Source organism: Ferrimonas sp. SCSIO 43195 (assembly GCF_023716685.1).
GTDB lineage: Bacteria > Pseudomonadota > Gammaproteobacteria > Enterobacterales > Shewanellaceae > Ferrimonas > Ferrimonas kyonanensis.
In genome coordinates this window covers 2441855-2462395 of record NZ_CP072679.1, presented here as the reverse complement: position 1 = coordinate 2462395, position 20541 = coordinate 2441855, and the positions used below count along the sequence as shown (strand labels likewise).

Annotated in this window: 15 protein-coding genes and 2 pseudogenes; 5 read left to right on the top strand and 12 right to left on the bottom strand. The window is 57.7% G+C overall.

Going from position 1 to position 20541, the window contains the following annotated elements:
• Positions 1–66 precede the first annotated feature (66 nt).
• Genes J8Z22_RS11610 through J8Z22_RS11595 form a run of 4 tightly spaced genes read right to left on the bottom strand, consistent with a single transcriptional unit; the run spans position 67 to position 6200 of the window.
• Positions 67–702 carry a DMSO/selenate family reductase complex B subunit gene (locus tag J8Z22_RS11610; RefSeq protein WP_028114819.1) on the bottom strand — a complete coding sequence of 212 codons (636 nt, stop codon included), beginning with the start codon at positions 700–702 and terminating at the stop codon, positions 67–69.
• Between the two features lie 12 nt (positions 703–714).
• Positions 715–3201: a DMSO/selenate family reductase complex A subunit gene (locus tag J8Z22_RS11605; RefSeq protein ID WP_252006517.1), complete on the bottom strand. Its 2487-nt coding sequence runs from the start codon at positions 3199–3201 to the stop codon at positions 715–717.
• Positions 3202–3257: 56 nt separating this feature from the next.
• Entirely contained in the window at positions 3258–5255 is a 1998-nt protein-coding gene (locus J8Z22_RS11600) for an MtrB/PioB family decaheme-associated outer membrane protein (protein WP_252006516.1), read from the bottom strand.
• 12 nt (positions 5256–5267) lie between these two features.
• Positions 5268–6200 carry a DmsE family decaheme c-type cytochrome gene (locus J8Z22_RS11595; RefSeq protein WP_252006515.1) on the bottom strand — a complete coding sequence of 311 codons (933 nt, stop codon included), beginning with the start codon at positions 6198–6200 and terminating at the stop codon, positions 5268–5270.
• A 462-nt stretch (positions 6201–6662) separates the two neighbouring features.
• Here J8Z22_RS11595 and J8Z22_RS22205 point away from each other — a divergent pair.
• The 4 genes and pseudogenes from J8Z22_RS22205 to J8Z22_RS11575 form a co-directional block, all read left to right on the top strand.
• Positions 6663–6752 (top strand): annotated as a pseudogene (locus J8Z22_RS22205) (maltose acetyltransferase domain-containing protein); the annotation flags it as partial.
• Between the two features lie 333 nt (positions 6753–7085).
• A pseudogene (locus J8Z22_RS22200) lies at positions 7086–7199 on the top strand (sugar O-acetyltransferase); the annotation flags it as partial.
• An 88-nt stretch (positions 7200–7287) separates the two neighbouring features.
• Positions 7288–8085, top strand: a complete 798-nt coding sequence (locus J8Z22_RS11580) for an AraC family transcriptional regulator (protein ID WP_252006514.1) — start codon at positions 7288–7290, stop codon at positions 8083–8085.
• Between the two features lie 39 nt (positions 8086–8124).
• A complete protein-coding gene (locus J8Z22_RS11575; RefSeq protein WP_252006513.1) occupies positions 8125–8787 on the top strand; it encodes a LysE family translocator in 663 nt (220 codons plus the stop codon).
• Positions 8788–8817: 30 nt separating this feature from the next.
• Here the strand turns inward: J8Z22_RS11575 and J8Z22_RS11570 are convergent, their stop codons facing one another.
• The 5 genes from J8Z22_RS11570 to J8Z22_RS11550 form a co-directional block, all read right to left on the bottom strand.
• Positions 8818–10104 (bottom strand): DUF4785 domain-containing protein, encoded by a 1287-nt coding sequence (locus J8Z22_RS11570; protein WP_252006512.1) that lies wholly within the window; start codon positions 10102–10104, stop codon positions 8818–8820.
• A gap of 9 nt (positions 10105–10113) precedes the next feature.
• A complete protein-coding gene (locus tag J8Z22_RS11565) occupies positions 10114–10962 on the bottom strand; it encodes a hypothetical protein (RefSeq protein WP_028112895.1) in 849 nt (282 codons plus the stop codon).
• A 266-nt stretch (positions 10963–11228) separates the two neighbouring features.
• Positions 11229–11840, bottom strand: coding sequence for a LysE family translocator (locus J8Z22_RS11560; RefSeq protein WP_028112896.1), 612 nt, complete (start codon positions 11838–11840; stop codon positions 11229–11231).
• 119 nt (positions 11841–11959) lie between these two features.
• Positions 11960–13594, bottom strand: a complete 1635-nt coding sequence (locus J8Z22_RS11555) for a phosphoethanolamine transferase (RefSeq protein ID WP_252006511.1) — start codon at positions 13592–13594, stop codon at positions 11960–11962.
• Positions 13595–13959: 365 nt separating this feature from the next.
• Positions 13960–15861, bottom strand: coding sequence for a methyl-accepting chemotaxis protein (locus tag J8Z22_RS11550; protein ID WP_252006510.1), 1902 nt, complete (start codon positions 15859–15861; stop codon positions 13960–13962).
• Positions 15862–16386: 525 nt separating this feature from the next.
• On the opposite strand from J8Z22_RS11550, the gene J8Z22_RS11545 reads away from it, so the two are divergent.
• Positions 16387–17367, top strand: a complete 981-nt coding sequence (locus J8Z22_RS11545; protein WP_028112899.1) for a cytochrome-c peroxidase — start codon at positions 16387–16389, stop codon at positions 17365–17367.
• Between the two features lie 48 nt (positions 17368–17415).
• Here the strand turns inward: J8Z22_RS11545 and J8Z22_RS11540 are convergent, their stop codons facing one another.
• From J8Z22_RS11540 to J8Z22_RS11530, 3 genes are all read right to left on the bottom strand, one after another.
• Complete coding sequence (locus J8Z22_RS11540; RefSeq protein WP_051252642.1) at positions 17416–17766, bottom strand: DUF2750 domain-containing protein; 351 nt, start codon at positions 17764–17766, stop codon at positions 17416–17418.
• An 8-nt stretch (positions 17767–17774) separates the two neighbouring features.
• Positions 17775–18161, bottom strand: coding sequence for a DUF3069 domain-containing protein (locus tag J8Z22_RS11535; RefSeq protein ID WP_035415784.1), 387 nt, complete (start codon positions 18159–18161; stop codon positions 17775–17777).
• Positions 18162–18277: 116 nt separating this feature from the next.
• On the bottom strand, positions 18278–20512 hold the full coding sequence (locus J8Z22_RS11530; RefSeq protein WP_252006509.1) for an ammonia-forming cytochrome c nitrite reductase subunit c552: 2235 nt from the start codon (positions 20510–20512) through the stop codon (positions 18278–18280).
• Positions 20513–20541: the final 29 nt, after the last annotated feature.

Below are 20541 nucleotides of genomic sequence, written 5' to 3'. Positions count from 1 at the left end.
AGTCACTCTCCAGATGGGGGTTACCGGAACAGGGGAGCCAGGCTCCCCTGTGAGGGTTGGCGAGATTTACACCTCGGCCCAGTTGAGCACTTGTCCGTCCAGGCTGCCGCTAGGGCGGGCATGGCGGTTGGCTTTGATCAACAGGTTAGGGTGGGTAATGCCGCTGCCAGGCAACGGCGCGATGTCCGGCTGTACGGCATCCGGATAACGGGCGCGCAACTCGTCCATGGTGCCAAAGTCCAAGGCGCGCATCGGACAGGATTCGACACACACCGGTTTGCGACCCAGCTCGATGCGCTCCACGCAACCGTCACACTTGGTCATCACCCCTTTGGCGGTATCAATTTGAGGCGCGTCGTAAGGACAGGCGCGGGCACAGCTCTCGCAGCCGATGCACACCTGCGGGTCGACCATGACCAGGCCGTCACTGCGGCGCTTATGCATGGCGCCGGTGGGGCAAGCCTTGGTACAGACCGGCTCAGAGCAGTGATTGCAGCTGATGGACGCGTAGTACGCGAACACGTTCTGAGTGGCAGTGCCGTCCTCTTTTCTGGTCCACTGGCCGCCGCCAAACTCGTAAACGCGGCGGAAGTTGACTCCGACCGGCAGATCCGAGCGATCCTTACAGCTGATTTGACAGGTTTTGCAGCCGGTGCATTTGCTGGTATCGACGTAGAAGCCGTATTGTTTGTTGTCAGACATGATTAACTCCTGTTACGCCTTGTTGATCTGAACACGGATGGTGTGCTGGCCATTGCCCTTGGAAATCGGGGTCGGCCGCTGGGATGTCAGGGTGTTCAGACAGCCCCCTTTGTCGATGGTTTTACCGGCGCCCTTAAACCAGGCACCCTGGCCCAATGCGGTAACGCCGGGCATGATGCGAGGGGTCACCTTAACCGGTAACTCAATGGTGCCGCGGTCGTTAAATACCTGAACCGTGTCGCCACTGCTTAAGCCTCTCTCCTGGGCGTCGATGGGGTTCATCCAAACGGCGTCTTCCACCGCTTCACGCAACCAGGGTACGTTGTGGTAGCTGGAGTGAGCCCGGCCCTTAGTGTGGTAACCGTGCATCTGCAGCGGGTATTTGGCGGCTTTCTCGCGTTCTTCCGGAGTGTCCAGCGACTCGTAACCGTCCCAGGTTGGCACGTATTTAGGCAGGGCAGAGATGACGTCGCCTTCTTTCAGTTCCCACTTCGAGCCCAGTGTGGCGAGGCGATCCGAGTAGATCTCAATCTTGCCAGACGGGGTTTTCAGCGGGTTGGCCACTGGGTCTTTGCGGAAATCTTCCAGCACCACGTAGCTGCCGTTGGGCAGGTACTTACGGAAGATGCCCTGGGTTTTCATCTCTTCCTTAGAAGGCAGTTCCGGGGTGGCGTTCTTGGCCACGGCGTACAGTTCATCGCGCCACTGCTGCTTGGTCTTGCCTTCGGTAAATTGGCCGGCAACGCCCCAGATCTCGGCGATGCCCAGCGCGATGTCATAGGCGTCACGGCACTCAAACATCGGTTCCAGTGAAGAGCTCATCTGAACCAGGGTGGCGGTATCACCGGCAGCGTAGCTCTGGTTGATCAGGTCATCCTTGGTTTCCAGCCAGTTGATGTCCGGCAGCAGAATATCGGCGAACTCGGCAGACGGCGTCATCCAGTTGTCGATCACTACGATGAACTCACACTTGGACTCGTCTTTGAGCAGCGCTTCGGTTTTCTTGGTATCGGCGTGCTGGTTGATCAAGGCGTTGCCGGCGTAGTTGACGATGGCCTTGATGTTAACGCCCAGCTTGCCGTCGCCGTTGGCGTCCAGCTGATCGGCTGGCAGCTTAACGCCGTCTCGCAGAACGGTCATGTTCTCACCGTCTTCAATGGCCTGAGTGAAGGTGAAGAAGGAGATGGACTTATCAACGGTGTTGAGGTCGCCGCGGGTCGGCATGGTGGCGATCGGCAGTGACGCACCGGAACACATGGCGCCGTTGTTGGTACCCGGCAGACCGACCTGGCCCAGCAGGATAGGCAGCATGTAACAGGCGCGAATGTTGTTTTCGCCGGCGGCCTGGCGGTTCAGTGACGCGGCAATGTGGACAAACGGCGTGGTGGCATCGGCCAGATCTTTGGCCAGCTGGCGAATGTCGTCGGCGGGCACGCCACAGATGGCCGAGGCCCACTCTGGGGTTTTGGCGTTGCTGCCTGCGGTCAACGAGCCCGGCTGGGTGTTGTCCAGGATGTAGCTCTTGTAGGTGGCGTCGTAGTCCTGGCCGGCTGGCAGGGTGTGCTCGTCAAACCCTAAACAATGGCTGTTAAGGAAGCTTTGATCGATCCAGTTGTTGGTGATCAATTCAAACGCCAATGCTTCCATCAGGGCGGCATCGGTGCCAGGGCGTACCGGAATCCACTGGTCTTCTTTACCCAGGGCGGAGTCGGTGTAACGTGGATCGATGATGATGGTTTTGAACTGGGTGCCATCCTGAGCGCGCTGTTTCTGCTTGTCCTGGATGATGTTGAGGTAATCGTACGACTCACCGGAGCCGCTCATGCGCATCTCGGCCGGGTTATGGCCAATGAGCAGCACCAGGTCGGATTTACGCATCTCGGCGTTGGAGGAGCCCAGCCAGCCGTGGTTGGCGTCACCATAGGTGTAGTTGGCCGCCTGGTACAACTGCGCCCAGGAGTAATCGCCGTAGGCGCCCAGAGCACCACCGGTGATGTTCATCAGTCGAGCCAGACAGTTAAAACCGGCAAAGCTGTAATAGGCACCTGAATGGTAGGTAAAGTGGGTGCATTCCGGGCCATATTGACCACGTAACCGACCCAGTTCACTGGCGACGGTATTCAGAGCCTCGTCCCAGCTGATCCGTTCAAACTGGCCGCTGCCACGTGGGCCGACTCGCTTCATGGGGTACTTAAGGCGATCCGGTGCGTAGACGCGTTTACGCAGCGAGCGTCCACGCAGACAGGCACGGACCTGGTGGTTGCCGTAGTCATCTTCGACGGCGTAATCGGTTTCGATGCGAGTAATGATCCCATCGCGGCTGTAGACTTTGACCGGGCAGTTCGACCCGCAGTTGACCAGGCAGGCACTCCAGTTGAGCTTCTCCTCAACCGGGACCGTTACCGGCGGGGTGGTTTGTGCAGACTCGGAGCTGCAACCGGTCACGGCGGCTGCGGCACTCATAGCGGCGCTCATTTTTAGAAATTCGCGGCGTTCCATAGGTTAAACCCTCTTTTATTGGTGGCCGGGCAGGGTGGCTGCCCGGCTTGTGTCGCTCACAAAGAAATGGAATAGGTCAGCATCAGCTGATGGGCGTTGTAGTTATGGCTTAGATCACCCAGGGTGGTCAGGCCATTCACGGCATCGACGGCCACGTCGGTGTAGTCGGTGTCGTAATAACGTTCGTAGCGGTAGTCCAGCTTCAGGTGGCTGTGAGGCGTCAGGCGATACTGGGCAAACAGGCCCACCGAGTGGCTGTAGCTGTAGTAATCGTCGAAGCCGGTGCTGGCGGCGCCGCTGTTACGGGCATTGCTGTCGCTGTTGGCAAACAGGTAGTCGCCTCCCAGAGTCAGGGCGTCCTGCATCAGACCGGACCACTCAAACCCGCTGCCAAGGGTGATGAAACGGTCTTCGATGCGTGCGCTCCAGTCGGCCAAGCCGCCGGCCTGTGAACCGGATTGGTTGGCGTCGATCCACTGCTGACCGGCAAAGCCGTAGACGGAAAGGTGACGTTGCAGCAGATAGCTGGCATTGAGTTGGTAACCGTAATTCTTTGCATCGGTCAGGCCGATCTCGGTGTCGGTGTAATCGTCGTTGGCGTAGTGCAGTGACAGAACCATCGACAGGGCACTGCTGGGTTGGTGGCGCAGGCTCAGGGTGGTTTCCAATCGATCCCGGTCGGCCAGGTAATACTTGCGCATCAACTCGTTTTGTTCCGTTGAGGTCACGGAGTTTGCCTGGTAGCGGCTACCGTCGCGCTGGCTGAATCCGCTCTCAAACTCGATGCGCCAGTGTTCCAGGGCGGTGACCTTGATGCCGGCGCGAATGCCGTGTTCCTCGGTAGTTTCCCGGTCTGAGTGAGAACGCTCATCCCGGTCATATCGGTACTCGGCGTCGAATCGGTAGCCTTTTGCGACACGATATTGCGCCGCCAGTTTAGCGTCGCTTGAGGTGCGATCCAGCAGCACATTCTCCGACACAATCCCGGTCACGGCGTTGAAGTCGTACTGGGCGAACTCAAACACCGAACTCTGGTTATCGCGGTCGCTGTATTTGGCGCTGGCTTGCAGTTTCAGGGCATCACCAACGACGGTGGTGTAGCGGCCACTGGCATCCAGAGTATCGATTTGTCCGTCCCAACTTTGGATGGGGCTCTGAGCGGCGTTGACCAAGGCGTCGTCCTGAATCAGGCGGCCACTGCTGATGCGACCGTCAAACTGGCCCAAGGACGACCGTGCATTGCCGGAGAGCGTCAGCTGATGGGATTCATTGTCCGGATCCATGGCCATCAGGCTGCCAAAGGTCTGGTGATAGATCTCATTGAGGTGGTTGCGGTACACCGAGCCTTGATAATCCAGTGCTGCCAGCCAGTGACCGCCTTGAAGCTGTGCTCCGGCGGCAAAGGTGTCGGTAGTGCTGTCGACCCGCTTGGCCAGGTTAACCGGGCTTGGCGTGACCACTGAGCTGCGCTGATGACCGGTTTTGTCTTCGGTTCGGTAGTTCACATAGGTGCTGATGGGCAATCCTGCCAGCGGTTGGCTGGCGGAGACGCCGACGCCAATCTGTTCCCGTTTGATCCCCAGGGTGGTAGGAAATGGCTGTGCTGCCGGGGTCAACTGATCGTTACCATAGTGATACTGACTCATCGCCTGATCGCTGTCGACCTGCGCCAGTTGACGATAGTTGACGGTCAATTGATAGCGGTCGTCTTTGCTTAACCGGGCATCGAAGTCGCCATGCTCTAACCCAAGATCATGGGCGGTGGCGCTGAGGCGCCAGCCATTATCACTGGCCAGCCTGGCGCGGCCGCCGACGGCGGCAACGGCGCCATTGTCATCACTGCCCAGCGCATTTTGTGCGTGGGCGTCATCGATGTCGGCGTAGCCGGCACTCAGATTCAGTTGACCGTGATTTTTCGTCGGTGAAACGCAGCGCTTACACTGCCATTGGCTGGTGTTAACTCGGTCGGTATTGGCGTTGGCGAGGCCAAAGTCCACCGCCAGAGCCGGTGTGCTGGCGGCGATGATCGCCAGAGTAATCAGGTTGTATTTCATCGTCCTTTCCTCTTAGCGCTGCAGCGCCTTGCCTTGGGGGTGATTCGAGCCGTGGATTTGGCTATGACAATTCAGGCAGCTGCCACCCGCATTGAAGGCGTTGTCGCCGTCAGGAGCATAAGGGCGTGAGGCGTGAACATTGCCACTGTGGCACTGCTGACACAGCAGTGGTGCCCGCGCCTTGAGTAGGTTGTCGTTGACGCTGCCATGAGGGCTGTGACAGTTGGCGCAGTTGTCCATCACCGGAGCGTGTTCCCACAACTTCGGTCCTCGCTTCTCGGCGTGGCATTGGTAGCAGGTATCGTTCAGCGTGACCTGAGTCAGGTCGGCGTCACTCTGACTGCCGTGGGGGTTATGACAGTCACTGCATTGCATCTGATCCCATTTCATTGGGTGGCTGGAGCGCTGATGCATCTCGGCTTTCTGCTGACTGTGGCAGTCGGTGCAGACGCCATTTTGCTGTTGTTTGTCGAGGATTGGGTCGTGACCGGTATGAACCTGGTGACAGCTGGCACAGGCCACCTGTTCCAGGTTATGACTGCTGGCGTGCCAGCTCATGCGCGGGCTGTCCTGGTGACAGCTGAGGCAAACGCTGTTTTGAGCTTCGGTGGTGGCCAGGGCTTGGGGGCCAAAATCCAACATTGGCTCTTTACCACCGCGATTGTGTTTGCCCTGAGGGCCATGACAGGCTTCGCACTGTAGGCCGGCCATGGGGCTGTTTCCTTGCAAAGAGCCGTGTACACCATCAAACAGTGCCATCACGGTGTCATTTTTCTTGTGGCACATCAGGCAACTGTCGGCGCCTTTTTTGGAGTAGTTACCCTGTTCAAACTTGTTGACCAGGGTATCCATGATCTGCTGTTGGCTCTGGGTGCTCCAGGGCACAGCACTCGTGCCCAGGGAGGTGCCGGAGATCAGCAATGCGACTAGCAGACGATTTTTCATCTGGTTCACTCTCATGTCAGCGTATTGGTGGTCAAACCCAAAATGGGACAAGACCTTAGTTATTCAGGAGTGGACAGAATAAAAAGTTGATATGAATAAGTTGGGTGGGGATATGAACAGGCCGCCTGAAGTTGTGAAAAAATATGAACAGCAGCGCCGATACTGTGATTGGCGCCAAAGTTTTACCGCCAAAATCAGGGGGGAATGGGGAGAGGAATGTTAAAAATCGTGAGCTACCTCAATAGGGGTAGCGGAACTTTTTTTGCGGCCCTTGAGCAGCCGACACGGTGATTGAGAGTCATTCTCGATAGGGGGCAGGGTAACCCACTGATGGCATTTTAAACGGAAGGGGTAAATGGCTGATGTGTATCATGGATGAGGGCGACGCTTAGGGTAAAATCCCGGTCTCTGTGCCCCAGATGGCGCAGCAAATAATAACAGTACTGCCCTACAGGAGTTCCCATGACGTCACTCGAGAAGATGAAAGCCGGTCTGCCCTACAACCTGTTTGATCCGCAACTGGGTGAGATTCGAAAAAAGGCGGAACGGCTGGTGTTTCAATTCAATCATGAACCGGATACCGAGATTCGGCGTGAATACCTGGTCCAACTCGGGATCAAGATGCACCCTACCGCCCACATTCAGCAACCGTTTCGCACCTGTTACGGTTGTCACATCGAGATTGGTGAGCACAGTTTTATCAACTGGGACGCGGTGATCCTGGACCACGGTGGGGTGCGAATCGGCAACAAGGTGATGATCGGCCCCAAGGTGCAGATTTATACGGTGGCTCACGATCTGGATGCCGACGCCCGCGCCGCCGGAGAGGAAACCGCCGCCCCGGTGGTGATCGAGGATAAAGCCTGGATTGGCGGTGGTGCCATCATTCTGCCCGGAGTGACCATCGGCGCCGAGGCGATCGTGGGCGCCGGTGCCGTGGTCACCAAAGACGTCGCCGCCGGCACTAAGGTGGGTGGCAATCCGGCGCGGGTCATCGGTTGAGCGCCTTGGTGTCATTTTTTTACAAGCCAGTCATCAAATGCTGTGCTGTAATGACCGTCATTCGAGGAGCAGTGTCGGAGCCGAAGTGAACCGAGTCAGTTATCATAAGACCAGTATTGAGGACGTCAGCCTGATTGACGCCCATTACCGCCGGTTTGCCTTTGAGCGTCATTTTCACCTGGATTATCATTTGGGCCTGATCACCGAAGGGGAGCAGCGGTACTATTGCCGTGGCAGTTGGCATCACGCCGGTCCGGGTCAACTGGTGATCATGCCACCGGGAGAGACCCACGACGGTCAACCGCAGGCGGAGCAGGGCTACCGGGTTAAGGTCTTTGCCCTGGGCGCGGAGTGGGTACGCAATCAGAGCCAGAGTGGCAATCGGCACACCCTGGTTTGTCAGCAGATCACCGACCCGGGTTTGTACGCGCAGTTGAGCCAGTGTCACCATTGGCTCAGGCAGCCAGAACTCCCCCAACTGGCGCAGGATTGCCTGCCGCGAGAGGCCATCAATGTGCTGCTTGAACGCCATGGCGGTGGCAGCGTAACCCCTTCAGTGGCGTTGGGACGACGGCAGTTGTCTGAGATTCGAGACTATTTGATGGCTCACCTTGACCAGCGGATTCGTCTCGAAGACCTTAGCCACCTGTGCCAATTGAGTCCTTCACAACTGCTGCGGCAGTTTAAGACCCTGACCGGCATGACACCCTACGCCTGGCTGGCTCGGTTGCGACTGGAGCAGGGGATGGCGCTGTTGCGTCTGGGTCTGCCCATTGCCGAGGTGGCGCTGCAAGTCGGCTTCTATGATCAATCCCATTTTGCCAAGGCGTTTAAGCGCCAGTTTTTGGTGGCTCCGTCTCAGCTGTTCGCCACCTGTCATTGATCGCTTGACGATCGCCCGTTAGATCGACCGAGGAACTCCATGAACGAAACTACCGTGTTGCTGACGCTGGCGTCGGTGCACTTTGTTGCCTTAATGAGCCCGGGGCCCGATTTTGCCCTGGTGGTGCAAAATGCTGGTCGCCATGGCCGTCGTACCGGCGTATTTATTGCCCTGGGCCTGTCGTTGGGGATCTTGCTGCATGCGCTGTTTAGTTTGACCGGGGTCAGTTTCCTGATTCAGCAGCACCCGCTGTGGTTTCTGTGCATCAAGCTGGCGGGGGGCAGTTATCTATTGTGGTTGGGTATCGGAGCCCTGAGGTACGTGATTCGCCATTGGCGTCAACGTCACAGCCTGGGAGCGACGCCAGCCGCGGTTGCGTCGGCCAGTACCAGCCCCCGCCGCGCGCTGATAAAGGGGTTCACCACCAACATCCTTAATCCCAAGGCGCTGGTATTTTTCGTCAGCTTGATGTCGTCGTTGGTGCCAGTGTCGATGTCGACCCAGGGCAAGATGATGGCGCTGCTGATCATCTGGAGTCTCTCTTTTGGCTGGTTTGCCTCCCTGGCCTGGTTGTTAACCAGTCAGCGATTGCAACAACGACTCAACCGAGCCCGGCTGGGGATTGATGCGGTGTGCGGAGTGCTGTTTACGGTGCTCGGTGGGGGCATTGTGATACAAAGCCTGGTGATGGCGCTGACCTAGGCCACATGACCGGATCAGCGCCTGTCGTTCCTAAGGGGCCGGGTTCAGCATCACTGCCTCCTTAAGGGCATCGAGTATGGCCATCTGCCCCTGATCGGTGAGAGTCAGGGCCATCAGCGCGTAAGGGGGGCGCACGGCTCGCGACTCAAATCGAGTCGGGTCCAGCGGAATCGCCACTTGATGGCGACCCGGCTCCAACCACAAGGCGATGTCACTGCGCATCGCAGCCTGAAGTTTGCCGCTGTTATCCTGGCCCCCCAGTACCGCTCGCAACTGATAGCGCCCGGCTTTGGCGACGCTGACGTCGGTGACCAGCGCCTGCAGTTGCCCCTGATGCCACTGTTCCCGGGCCACGCCCGTTAACGACGCGGTTTGTGCCACCCGTTTAAATGCCGTTTTGACGCTGCGCTTGATGTCGATGCCATCGACGCGGCTGAGGCTGTGGATCATCAGTTCACTGAAACCGGCGGCAACGATGGGCTCATCATTGAGATCGAGGCGGGCAACGTAGTGACCGTCGCTGGAATGGAGAGGGACCGGGCGTCGTTGGCCGTTTTCCAGCACCAATAGGGCAGTCAGATCGGTGTCGGCAGTCAGTTGGCCTGGCCAGTCGATTGCCAGCTGCAGATCGGCGTCATCGCGGTGCAGAGACGAGGGCGCCGAGACGGCCAGCTGATGGGGACTGCCTTTTTCCTTGACGTGCACCAGATAGCGAGCATCCGCCAGCAGAGGCTGGCCGACGCTAAGCCGGTACGATCCCGGCTTTAGCTTGCTGGACAACAACAGGGCACTGGAATCGTCGTCGACGCCGGCACTGGCCATGATCATGGCATTGGTGGCGGATTGAATCAGAGGTTCACTGTCTTGGCGGGGGGCCTGGTTGGCCTTTTGCAGTGAGTGCCGCAGTTCCACGGTGGTGGGGTCGATGGCATCGCCGTGGATCAGGGTGCCGCTGCGCAGATCGGCCCGGGGAGCCAGACGCACTAACCCACCGGGTTGGCTGAGGAGCAGTTCGATGCCTTGATTCAACTGGCGGCCACTGACCTCGTGCCAGTATTCGTCGCTGCTGCGACTCTGCTGGCCTTTGGGCCCGGCAATATCGGCATCGTCGGCGTTGCTGATGTAACTGACGGTTTCAGTCTTGCTGTTGACCGGTGTGAACTCGCTGCTTTGCGGCGGCGGTGCCGTGGTAGGCAGAACGACGGTGGTCGGGGCCGAGTCGGTGCTGTGGGGATCAGTTGCCGCAGTGTTGCTGTCGCCACATCCGCTCAACAGCAGCAGGGCCGCAGTTAACCTAAGGTAGGAATTGGGGATCATGGGGGTCTCCTAAAGGTGGTTGCGAAGCAGGCTGTCGAGGTTAAAACAGGCGCGGCGACTCTGGTGGTGGCTGAGAGGCTCGCGGCCTCGGGTTCGTTCGGTGTCGGTAAACCACTCCTGACCGGCGGCGCGTTGAGAGCTGCATTCCAGGAAACCGTCGGAGCAGTCATCCAGCCAGTTCTGGGTGGTTTCCAGGCCCACCTGGTACTGATAGCCCCCGCAGTAGCTGTCGCTGTCCCAGATGGCGGAGTCCACGTCGGAGCCGACCACGGATTCAAACAGACTTGGCAAGGAGGGGCGCCCGGCGGTGCCATACAACCAGCTGGCGTTGTAGTTGGCCATCCAGCTTTCCTGCTGCATCTTAACGGCATCGCTGTCGTAACCCAGTAGCCAGCCAAGGGTGGACTCAAACACATTGCCGTTGGTGACGGCATCCGCCAGAGGGGTTCCGGCACTGGAGGGGGCCAATGCCACCACTCGCGAGGTGGCGTCGATGATGGCCGGGTAGCGACCATCCCAGCTGGGGTTGGACAACAGCCATCGCACCACATTGCCGCCGTTGGAATGGGTGATCAAAATCAGATCGTCGACATTGCGTTCGGCCATAAAGTCGGTCAGCTGTGCCGCCAGACAGCCGGCAGCGCCCTCGGTCCACATGTACTGATCGAAGTCGCAATTGATGACGACGGTGTTGGCGGGATTTTCGATGCCCTGACGAACGGAGTCAACGAACTCCGTAGTCCAGTAATCATCCAGTGCATTGGTTTGTTTGCCGGTGCCATGGACGAAAGCCAGTCCGGTGGTGGCAACGGCGGGACTGGCCACCAGCAGGCACACCAGGGTGTTGAGATAGGTCATTTGACGCTCTCCGGTTAGATGATCTGTTGCTGTTTCAGCCAGTACGCCACAGATCTGACCTGTTGCCGAAGCTAAGGCAGCGTCGGCACAGGATCAAGGGGCCTGGAAGAGCTGGGTTGGGAAAGGCAACCGCCTAAGAAGCCGCTCAGGGATGGTTCTGTCCGGCGCTGATAGGGGTGCAGAGAGGCAAGACGACGCTGGGTCTCGGTGACTTCAGAGATTGTCGCTATGGGTTAGTGGCAATGGCTTACACTGAACTACGCCACTCAGGACAGCCACAGCCATACGCCCAGTACCACCATCACCGTTCCGGAGAGGCGGTGCAGTCGTTTGACGTTGTCCTGGCGCAGCAGTGCTCGAAGGCGACTGCCTCCGGTGGCGTACAAAGTCATGCACACCAGCTCACACAGCAGAATGATCGCCAGTAACAGGCTCAACTGAGGCAGCAAGGGGCGTTGGTGATCGATAAAGGGCGGCAGCAGCGATACCATAAAGGCCCAGCCCTTAGGGTTCGCCAGCGCAGTGGTCAGGCCGCGAACAAACAACTGCCTCGGTGACACATCGGTTACCCGATCGCCGCTGTCCAGTTGACCGCTGCGGCGCCAGGCACACCACCCCAGATAGATCAGGTAGCCGCCACCAACCCCCTGCAGCAGCAACAACAGCGACGGTTGGGCCAGCAGCAGCGCCGAGACTCCGAGCAGGGCGGAGGTGGCCACAATGGCGACGCCAAGCAACTCGCCGGCCATCATTGGCAGGGTCCGTTTCAGGCCGATGGTCATGCCCAGACTCAGGGCCAGCAGCATGCACAGCCCCGGGGTGATGGAGACAGCAAAGAAGGTGGGAAGGAAGATCAGCAAGGTAGACCAGTCAGGCATGGTAATAACAGCACAGTCGCAGTGGAATCGAAGGCGGACAAGGGTACGTTAAACGCCGGTTTAAGGCCAGTAACCCTGGGCCAGTAACCAAGGGGGCGAGGTTATCGCCCCCCAATGGCCTATTGGCGACAGTCGGCGAACAGATCCAGCTGCGGTTGATACAGGCTGGTGTGCACATCCATGATTCCCAGCATGCTGTGAAAAAAGTTGTCATGGGACAGTTCGGCCTGCTCGCCTTTTTTGACCAGGCACTGTCGGTCAATGCCCTTGTCGCGGCTAAAAGCGTCAGAAAACCACATCAGCCATGGCACGGTGGTTTGCTGCTTTGGCGCCAGTCCATAGGGGAATCCATGCAGGTACAGGCCGTTCTCGCCGAGAGATTCGCCGTGATCCGACAGGTAGACCAGTGCGGTCTTGTACCGATCGCTCATTCCCTGGAGCCGTTTGATGGTTTGATTTAACACGTAGTCGGTATAGCGAATGGTGTTGTCGTAGACATTGACCAACTCCTGTTCGGTACAGGTCTCGATGTTGTTGCTGTTGCACGCCGGCGTAAAAGCGGCCATGGATTGAGGGTACCGCTGGTAGTAGGTGGGGCCGTGGCTGCCGATCAGGTGTAGCACCACCACTCGATTGCCTTGCATCGCGTCTATCTGGGTGTCGAAGTCCTCAAGCAGTACTTCATCTACGCAAACGCCGCCCTCACAAAACTGCGGGTGGGCGCTGGGGTCCACCGGTAAGTAAGACATTCGTTTGGCGACGCCTTTGCTGCCACCGTCGTTGTCTTTCCAAACGCTGTCGATGCCGGCGTAGCCGAAGATGTCCATCAAGTTGGACTGATTGCGAGCCCGCTTGCCATCAAAGCCGCTGCGCGTCTGGGGTGAGAACAGGCAGGGTACCGACACCGCGGTAGCGGTGCCGCAGGAGCTGACTCGCTTCATTGAGATCAGGTTTTTATCCTGTGTAAACGGGGTGGTGGGCCTGGAGTAGCCGTTATACGCCAGGTTCATGCTGCGAGCGGTTTCCCCGACAACGATGACCATCAGCGTTGGTTTGGCATCGGCGGCCAGCGGCGATTGGCTGGCGTCCTGGCCCAGAGTTTCAAACGGCACCGGGGTGGTGAGGAAGGTGTTGTTGATGTATTTGGCACTGCTGTAGATAAAATGGGTCGGCACAATCATGGTCTTTAAATAGCTGTTATTGCGTCCTACCGAGGAGTAATCCTTGTAGTAGAAGAAGGCGATGGCCAACACGCACAGCACCGACAGTGTTACCGAGGCGGCTTTATGCAACAGCTCTCCGGCCAGAGTTTGTCGTTGGCAGAGGCGCACTCGGCACACCACCAGGGTTGGCAGCAGGGCGGTAATGGTCAGCCACAACACCACATTGAGGTTGAGGTAGGAACCGGCCTCGGCGGGATTGGTTTCAAACAGGTTTTCAATCATGCCGTAATCAAACACCACGCCGTAGGTGAGCATGGTGTAACTGACCAGCGACGAACTGATGATCAACATTATCACCAACGGTTTGGTGATCCCTTTCCAGCAGCACAGTGCCAGCACCAGGTTCAGTACGGCGATGACAAACAGGGGAATCGATGCGACAAAGCCGTAGTCGACGTGTTCCAGTTGCTGAAAGATGCGCTCCAGCGCCAGATAAAAAGGCAGATTGAAAGCCAGGGCAATGTAGGCAGACACCGCCAGGGCCAAGGTACAGGGGTGCAATGTCGGCGAGCGAAACCAGCGAGCGTTCATTGGGCGCTCCCTCCTGGCAGAGTCGAGGGCGATCCCCAACTCGGCACCGAGTCGAAAGTTGTGCCTGAGAAGCGGTGGCGATTGGGGCGGGTGGCGACTGTCATGATCAATATGGACCTGTCCTGGACGGGCTCGGCGCCTGGGAAAGGCGGCGGCGTCGTGCTCTGGTGAGTGAGAGTCACCATTGTCTCTGCGAGCTGCCAACAGTGGGGTAAGCTCGCGTAAGGTCTGGTCATTGGTGTAAGGAAAGTGAGGGGCGATGTAACGGCGAGTAAGCAGGGGGAGAGCTGGGTAAGCGACTCAGCTTAAAAGCGCAGGCGGTCAGGAGTGACTGGTTCGTTTTGGCGTCCTGACCGCCTGAAAGGTTACAGGGTAAACCGACCGGCCTGACCATTTAGATCATGGGCCATACGAGACAGTTCACTGCTGGAATCGGCGATGGTGCGGGTAGCATCTTCGGTTTCACTGATGCCGGAGTTGATGGTCTCGATGTTGCGTGCTATCTCATCGATGGTGGTGGTTTGCTGCTCGGTGGCGGCGGCGATCTGGGTAACCATGTCAAAGATGCCGCTGACTTCTTGGGATACCAATTTATTAATTTGGTTGGCATTTTGGGCCAGGTCCTGAACTTGGCGGGCCTGTTCTACATTGGCGTTCATCTTATCCGCAGCCTCGGTGGTGCTGCTAACGATGGCGTCGATGATTCCTTCAATTTCGGCGGTAGATTCCTGAGTAGATTGAGCCAGTTTGCGAACCTCGTCGGCAACGACGGCGAAGCCCCGGCCGTGCTCACCGGCACGGGCTGCTTCGATGGCCGCATTGAGCGACAACAGATTGGTTTGTTCTGAAATTTGCTTAATGACGTTCAATACATTGGCAATTTTGTCAGAGTTGCGACGCAGAGTGACCATCTCTTCGGCGGTACCAGCGGTCGTCTGCGCCAGACTCACCAGCGATTGATAAGTCTGATCGATGTGCTGGGCCCCTTCAGTGGCTTTGCTCAACACAGCTTCACACACTGAACTGGCGTTGGCGGTGGTGGCGGCCACTTCATTGATGGTGGCATTCATCTCGGTTGTGGCGGTGACCGCCTGAGTGGACTGCACCTGTTGATCGGCGACAGCGGTACTGGTTTGTTCGGTGACCGCGGCGAGTTCATCAGCGGTGGTACCCTGGGCCATGGCGACGTCGGTCAATTGTCCCACCATCTGTTTCAGGTTGGTGACCATCTGGTTCAGTGCTTGCTGTAATTGACCCAGTTCGTCGTGGCGGGTGTGGATTAGCGTTTGAGTAAGATCGCCTTCTGCTACCTGCTGGGCCAGAGCGGCAGCGGCCACAACGGGCTTGGCTAGGGCGCGGGCGAACAGGGCGCCGACAAAGGCAATGGCTACCGTGGCCGCTGCGATAAGCCCAAGGCTGGCGTAAGTGGTGGTATTGATGGGGGCGAAGGCCTCGGCGACGTCCAACTCACTGATGACCACCCACGAGTGTTGATCGATGGCCAAATGGCTGTAAGCCGATAGCACCGGATTGCCATTGTAGTCCTGAGTCTGCATCACGCCGGTGGCACCGCTGAGCCCGCGGGCGACGGGTTCGGTGTCGACGCCATTGTCCGCGATTGTACCGGCAAAACTGGCACTAATAGAGTGCCCTTGGGGGTCCAGATAGGAGTCGGATCGCATTCGTTTATCTTCACCGACCAGATAGCTTTCGCCACTGTCCCCCATGCCTTCCCGAACCGACATGATGGCGGCAATGCCCGCCTGTGATAACTGCAACGCCAGCACTCTCTGGCTATCGGCAATCGGTGTGGCGATAAAGGCGGCGGGTTCGTTGTTGCTGGGGGCATAGGGGCGGTAGTCGCTTAGCTGGGTGCGGCCACTGGTTTCGACGCGTCGATACAAGCTACCGAGGTTACTGTCGGCGTAAGGGCCATCAATTAGGTTGGTATTGAAATCCGCTTCTTTGGCGACGCTGTAAATGATCTGGCCTTGTGCATCGATGATAAACAGATCGTAGTAGTGGTTGGCATTGATGAATTGTTTAAAGTAGCGATCCCTGTGTGCGGCATCGATGCTGGACAAGCTGGCTGCCATCAATTCAATTTCAGATTTTCTGGCATCAAAGAAACGCTCTAACTGGTGTTTTTTGATTGTATTGACTGACTCTAATTGCTGAAGCACAGCGGTTTCAATGGTCTGTCGAGTACTCAAGGTCGATATCAAGGTAATCAACAGGGCCGGAATGACCCCGATAGCCATAAACATGGCTACTAATTTTCCTTGTAGTCGCCAGTGGCGGAATCCCGCCACTCCGGTACTTGTTGTTGCGGTCATGGTGTTCCCTAATTCAACGCGTTGTGTGGTTGTTAGTTGTTGTTGTCTGCGCCGTCCTTGGGCCGTTTCGGACTCGTCTCAACTCCCTGGTCGATGTCGGTGTTGCCACCGTAAAAACCGAATGAAATTCAGCATATAACACAAAAGCTGCAGCCTTGTTAACTTCGCATTTTTATGTTGGGTAACAACCATTGGAAATCCCTGTTTTTCGATTTAGGGCTAGATCAGCGTAATACTGAATTGAGGGTTCAGTTCGATTAGCGGGCAGATGACCGACGCTGATTTAAAGAGGAAGGGTGTTATTACTGCCTGAAGTTTAGCCATTTTTCTTTGTTTTAAATCAAATGTATGGCCTCAGTTGGACGATGGCCCCAATCGCATTATTGTGATTTTGTCTGTTGTCCCTCCTAAGTAGTATTTAACTCAATGACCAGCCACTACTTAAAGAGGACACCCATGAAACCCTTAGCCCTGGCGATAGCCACTGCCTCGATTGCCGGTTGTGCCTTTGCCGCCGAACCGATTCAAATCATAGAACCTGCCGTGATCACCCAACCGGAAAAGGTGGCACTGGGAGAGCGGTTGTTTTTTGAGCCCAGGTTGTCTAAGTCGGGTTTTTTGTCCTGCAACAGTTGTCACAACCTGGCCATGGGTGGGGTCGACATATTGCCGACCTCCATCGGCCATAACTGGCAACAGGGGCCGATCAATGCGCCGACGGTGCTGAATGCCAAGTACATGCTGGCCCAGTTCTGGGATGGACGTGCCGCAAACCTGCAAGAGCAGGCTGCCGGTCCTATCGCCAACCCCAAGGAGATGGCGCTGGAGCACGCCATTGCCCTGGAGGTACTGGAGTCGATTCCAGAGTATCAGGCAGAGTTTAAAGCCGTGTATGGTTCGTCAGGCATCAACCTGGAGCGGGTCACCGATGCCATTGCGGCATTCGAAGAGACGCTGGTGACCCCCAACAGTCGCTTTGATCTGTGGCTGCAAGGGGACAAGCAGGCGTTGTCTGAGGATGAGAAACAGGGGTATGCCTTGTTTAAATCCAACGGCTGTGCGGCTTGTCACAATGGACCGGCTGCCGGCGGAACGATGTACCAGAAGATGGGCCTGATGCAGCCCTTTGTCACCGACAATCCGGCTCAGGGTCGAATGGATGTGACCGGTCGGGAAGGGGATCGGATGGTATTTAAGGTGCCGACACTGAGAAATATCGAACTGACGTACCCCTATTTCCATGACGGCTCCACCTACGATCTGCAACAGGCGGTAGTGACCATGCAGCGCGTGCAACTGGGGCGGGAGCTCAGCGATGAGGATGCCGCCAGCATTACCGCCTTTTTGAAAACTCTGACCGGAGAGCAGCCTAGGATCACTCTGCCAATCCTGCCGCCATCAACCAGCGCCACGCCTCAGCCGGCGCCGTTTAACTGAGCACCAAAAAGGGCGCCAACGGGCGCCCTTAATCTGCACGGATTAGGATCAGGCCTGATACAGCTTGGCCAGTTCCATGGCGTCGATCTCTTCGCCATCCAGTGATAACTGCCAGTCGCAACCGATGAGGACACCGTCCTGATTCAGCTCATTGAGCCAAATCTCGAAAAAGTCTTCCAGTGGAATCATCGCCACGTCGTACTCTTCCCACTCGTCAACGCAGTGTTCACGGGCGGCACTTTCACTGGACCACAGTGGCAATACATCGGCATTCTCAAACTGAGCAGAATCGCAGATGACCCACTCCTCGCCCTTGGTTAGCCCCCAGAACCCACGGCCTTCAAAGGTGGCATCCACAAAACGCTTTACGGTATCGGATACGGTATTCATGTTAATCATGCTGGCCTCTATGAGTTGGCAAATGGGGCATTGAGCTGACGTTTCAACACCGGGTTGCGACGCGCAGCTTTAAGATTCTTGAGCATCAGCTTGATGCCATGGCCCAAGACACTTTCCAGGTGACCGGCTTTCTGCTCTTCGGTGATGTCGGCGTCCTGGGTCATGCGCAGGGCTTCTGCGGTGGCGCCCAGCAAGTTATAGGTGACCGAGGCATGCAACTGCTCGAAGCTGCCCATGACATTCTGGGCACTGGCGGGCAGGCGCTCGAAATCTTCCCTCAGAGGCGCTTCAATCGCTTCGTGGATGGACGCCAGGCCGGCATGACCTTCTGGTTCCAGTTGGTAGAAATCGGCAATGGTCTGCAGCTCTGGGGCCAGGGTTGGGGTGTCGCTCATGGGAATATCCTAAGGTACCGGGAAAGCCGGATGGTAAAAAACGCCAATTGTAGCAGCATTCCCTTATTAACCATAAGAAAACCGGCCTCGAGGCCGGTTTTTGAGCGTGACGAAGGCTAGGGCAATTGCTGGCTCAATTGCTCAACCACCTCTGGCGGTGCTACGGCTTGCAGTCGCTGTAAACAGGCCCGGGCCGACGCCGATTGCTGCTTGACCTCCAGTTCACATAACGCAAACAGGTGCTGCGGTCTGCCACTGACGCCATAGGCTGCCGCCATCGCCTGACGGGCCGCGGCGGGGTTGACCGGGGCCAGAGCCAGGCCGAAGACGTAATGAAAGTGAGCGTTATCGGGCTCCAGCTCGGTTGCGCGCTGCAGTGAAGAGAGTGCCCGGGCTGAGTGTCCCGAACGCAGCATCGCCAGGCCGTGGGCAAAGGGAAGCGCGGCAGAATCCGGTTGCGCTGCCATCCCCTGTTTCAGCGTTTCGGCCGCCAGGGTCTCCTTTCCCTGAGTGCGATAGAGATCGGCCAGGTTGGCGTAGGCCAGCGCAAAATGCGGCTCCACTTTGATGGCGCCCAGGTACAGGGCTTCTGCCTGTTGCCACTGTCCCTGCCAGAGTGCGAGATTGGCCAGGTTGGTGCGAGCAAACCCACGATCGCCGTTGAAGCGCTGGCTGTCGCGATACTCCGCCAGGGGCGCCGCCAGAGCCTGCTGCTGTTTCGGGCCGAGTCGCTGCCAGTTCGCCGCCAGGGCGGCGGCGGTTTCAATGCGGACCACCAACACCGGATCAGACAGCAACGGTGCGATCAGCTGCCAGCGATCGTGGCTCGAGTAGGGCGCCGAGCCATACACGGCGCCCAATCGAACCCAGGGATCGTGGTTTTTCACCGCCCGCGTGAGTGCGACCAGGCCGTTGCGACCAGGAAATTGCTGCAGACGCTGCAGTGCGGCTGCTCGAATGAGGTCGGTGCGGTGAATGTCTTGTGCGATGTAGGACAGGGCATTGCCCGCTGCTGTGTCGCCGGCCTCGGCGGCGGCAAACGCCAGGGCCGTGTGGTGGTTGTCACTGTTGTCGGACCCCGGATACCAGTCCCGGGCATGGTCTGCAGCCCACTGGGGGGACTGGTCCTGATGGCAGTTGTTACAGGCGTTGGGCACACCGATCTGGGTACTGAGCCAAGGGCTGGGCACCTTAAAGCCGTGATCCCGGCGTCGATCGATGCCCATGTAGGTGGTTTGAGGCATATGGCAGTCGACACAGTCAGCCCCGGCGTTATCCGGTTCATGGTGATGGTGGGCCGGCGTATCAAATTGAACCGGGTTGTGACACTGGCCGCACAGGGCATTTCCTTGCAGCAGTGTCCGGGTCGAGTGGGGGTTGTGGCAATGACTGCAGCTGACGCCAGCGTCGTGCATCTTGGACTGCAGAAACGACCCATAGACGTAAACTTCGTCGTCGATCTGACCATCCGGGTAGTACTGGTTGGGGTGAATCAGGTTAAGGGCGTAGCGATCGCCCAGCGGTTGCTCCGGAGCAAGTGGTGCATCGCTGAGTTGCAGGCGACGACTGTGGCAGCGGGCACAGGTATCCAGCTGATGGCTGGTGTTTACCTGATGACCCGGTTGGGCGGTGGCCTGATTCGGCGACCTTTGCCAATGGGGTACGGCTTTGTTCAGCGTCCGATCAAACCCCTTGTGCGCCACATCGGCAGCCCCGGATGCGGCCCAACTGAGGTGATCACTGCCGGGACCATGGCAGGCTTCGCAGCCGACATTGATTTCACTCCAGCGGCTTTGGTAGCGATTGGTGTCGAAGTCATAGCCCTTGGTCAGGTTGGTGGAGTGGCAGTCGGCGCACATGTAATTCCAATTCTGACCGGGGTTGGTCCAGTAAAACTCATCATGGGGTTCGCTGTTTGGATAGAGGTGATACCAGCGCTGGCCACCATCGCCGCGCTCTCGGTTATCCCAGGCGAAAGGGATTAACTGCAGTCGTCCGCCTTCCAGCTCCACCAGGTATTGTTGCAGTGGGTCAAAGCCAAAGGTGTGGGTGACTTGATAGTCCCTGAAGGTGCCGCTGGCGTCTTTAAGGCGGGCAAAGTAGCGGCCTTTGTCGGTATAAAATCGGTATTGTTCTCCTTTAAAATCGATGCTGACATCGTCAAAATCCCCCAGCACCCGGTCTTCGGTGGCGTGGTTCATGGCCTGCTCGTGATCCGACCCCAGCCACTGCCGGTATTCGGTGTCATGGCATTGCCGGCACGAGGACGAACCGACAAACTCGGCGCCACTCAAGGACGTCGACGGCAGCAACAGCCCCAGCAGGTACAGAGTCCGAACGTGTCTGATCATCACCTTCCCTTGAACATTCATCCATGACA

Bases quoted from the DNA above. Each gene is read 5' to 3' on its own strand.
- J8Z22_RS11610 (WP_028114819.1), bottom strand. From the start codon at position 702: ATGTCTGACAACAAACAATACGGCTTCTACGTCGATACCAGCAAATGC.
- J8Z22_RS11605 (WP_252006517.1), bottom strand. From the start codon at position 3,201: ATGGAACGCCGCGAATTTCTAAAAATGAGCGCCGCTATGAGTGCCGCA.
- J8Z22_RS11600 (WP_252006516.1), bottom strand. From the start codon at position 5,255: ATGAAATACAACCTGATTACTCTGGCGATCATCGCCGCCAGCACACCG.
- J8Z22_RS11595 (WP_252006515.1), bottom strand. From the start codon at position 6,200: ATGAAAAATCGTCTGCTAGTCGCATTGCTGATCTCCGGCACCTCCCTG.
- J8Z22_RS11575 (WP_252006513.1), top strand. From the start codon at position 8,125: ATGAACGAAACTACCGTGTTGCTGACGCTGGCGTCGGTGCACTTTGTT.
- J8Z22_RS11570 (WP_252006512.1), bottom strand. From the start codon at position 10,104: ATGATCCCCAATTCCTACCTTAGGTTAACTGCGGCCCTGCTGCTGTTG.
- J8Z22_RS11565 (WP_028112895.1), bottom strand. From the start codon at position 10,962: ATGACCTATCTCAACACCCTGGTGTGCCTGCTGGTGGCCAGTCCCGCC.
- J8Z22_RS11560 (WP_028112896.1), bottom strand. From the start codon at position 11,840: ATGCCTGACTGGTCTACCTTGCTGATCTTCCTTCCCACCTTCTTTGCT.
- J8Z22_RS11555 (WP_252006511.1), bottom strand. From the start codon at position 13,594: ATGAACGCTCGCTGGTTTCGCTCGCCGACATTGCACCCCTGTACCTTG.
- J8Z22_RS11550 (WP_252006510.1), bottom strand. From the start codon at position 15,861: ATGTTTATGGCTATCGGGGTCATTCCGGCCCTGTTGATTACCTTGATA.
- J8Z22_RS11545 (WP_028112899.1), top strand. From the start codon at position 16,387: ATGAAACCCTTAGCCCTGGCGATAGCCACTGCCTCGATTGCCGGTTGT.
- J8Z22_RS11540 (WP_051252642.1), bottom strand. From the start codon at position 17,766: ATGATTAACATGAATACCGTATCCGATACCGTAAAGCGTTTTGTGGAT.
- J8Z22_RS11535 (WP_035415784.1), bottom strand. From the start codon at position 18,161: ATGAGCGACACCCCAACCCTGGCCCCAGAGCTGCAGACCATTGCCGAT.
- J8Z22_RS11530 (WP_252006509.1), bottom strand. From the start codon at position 20,512: ATGATCAGACACGTTCGGACTCTGTACCTGCTGGGGCTGTTGCTGCCG.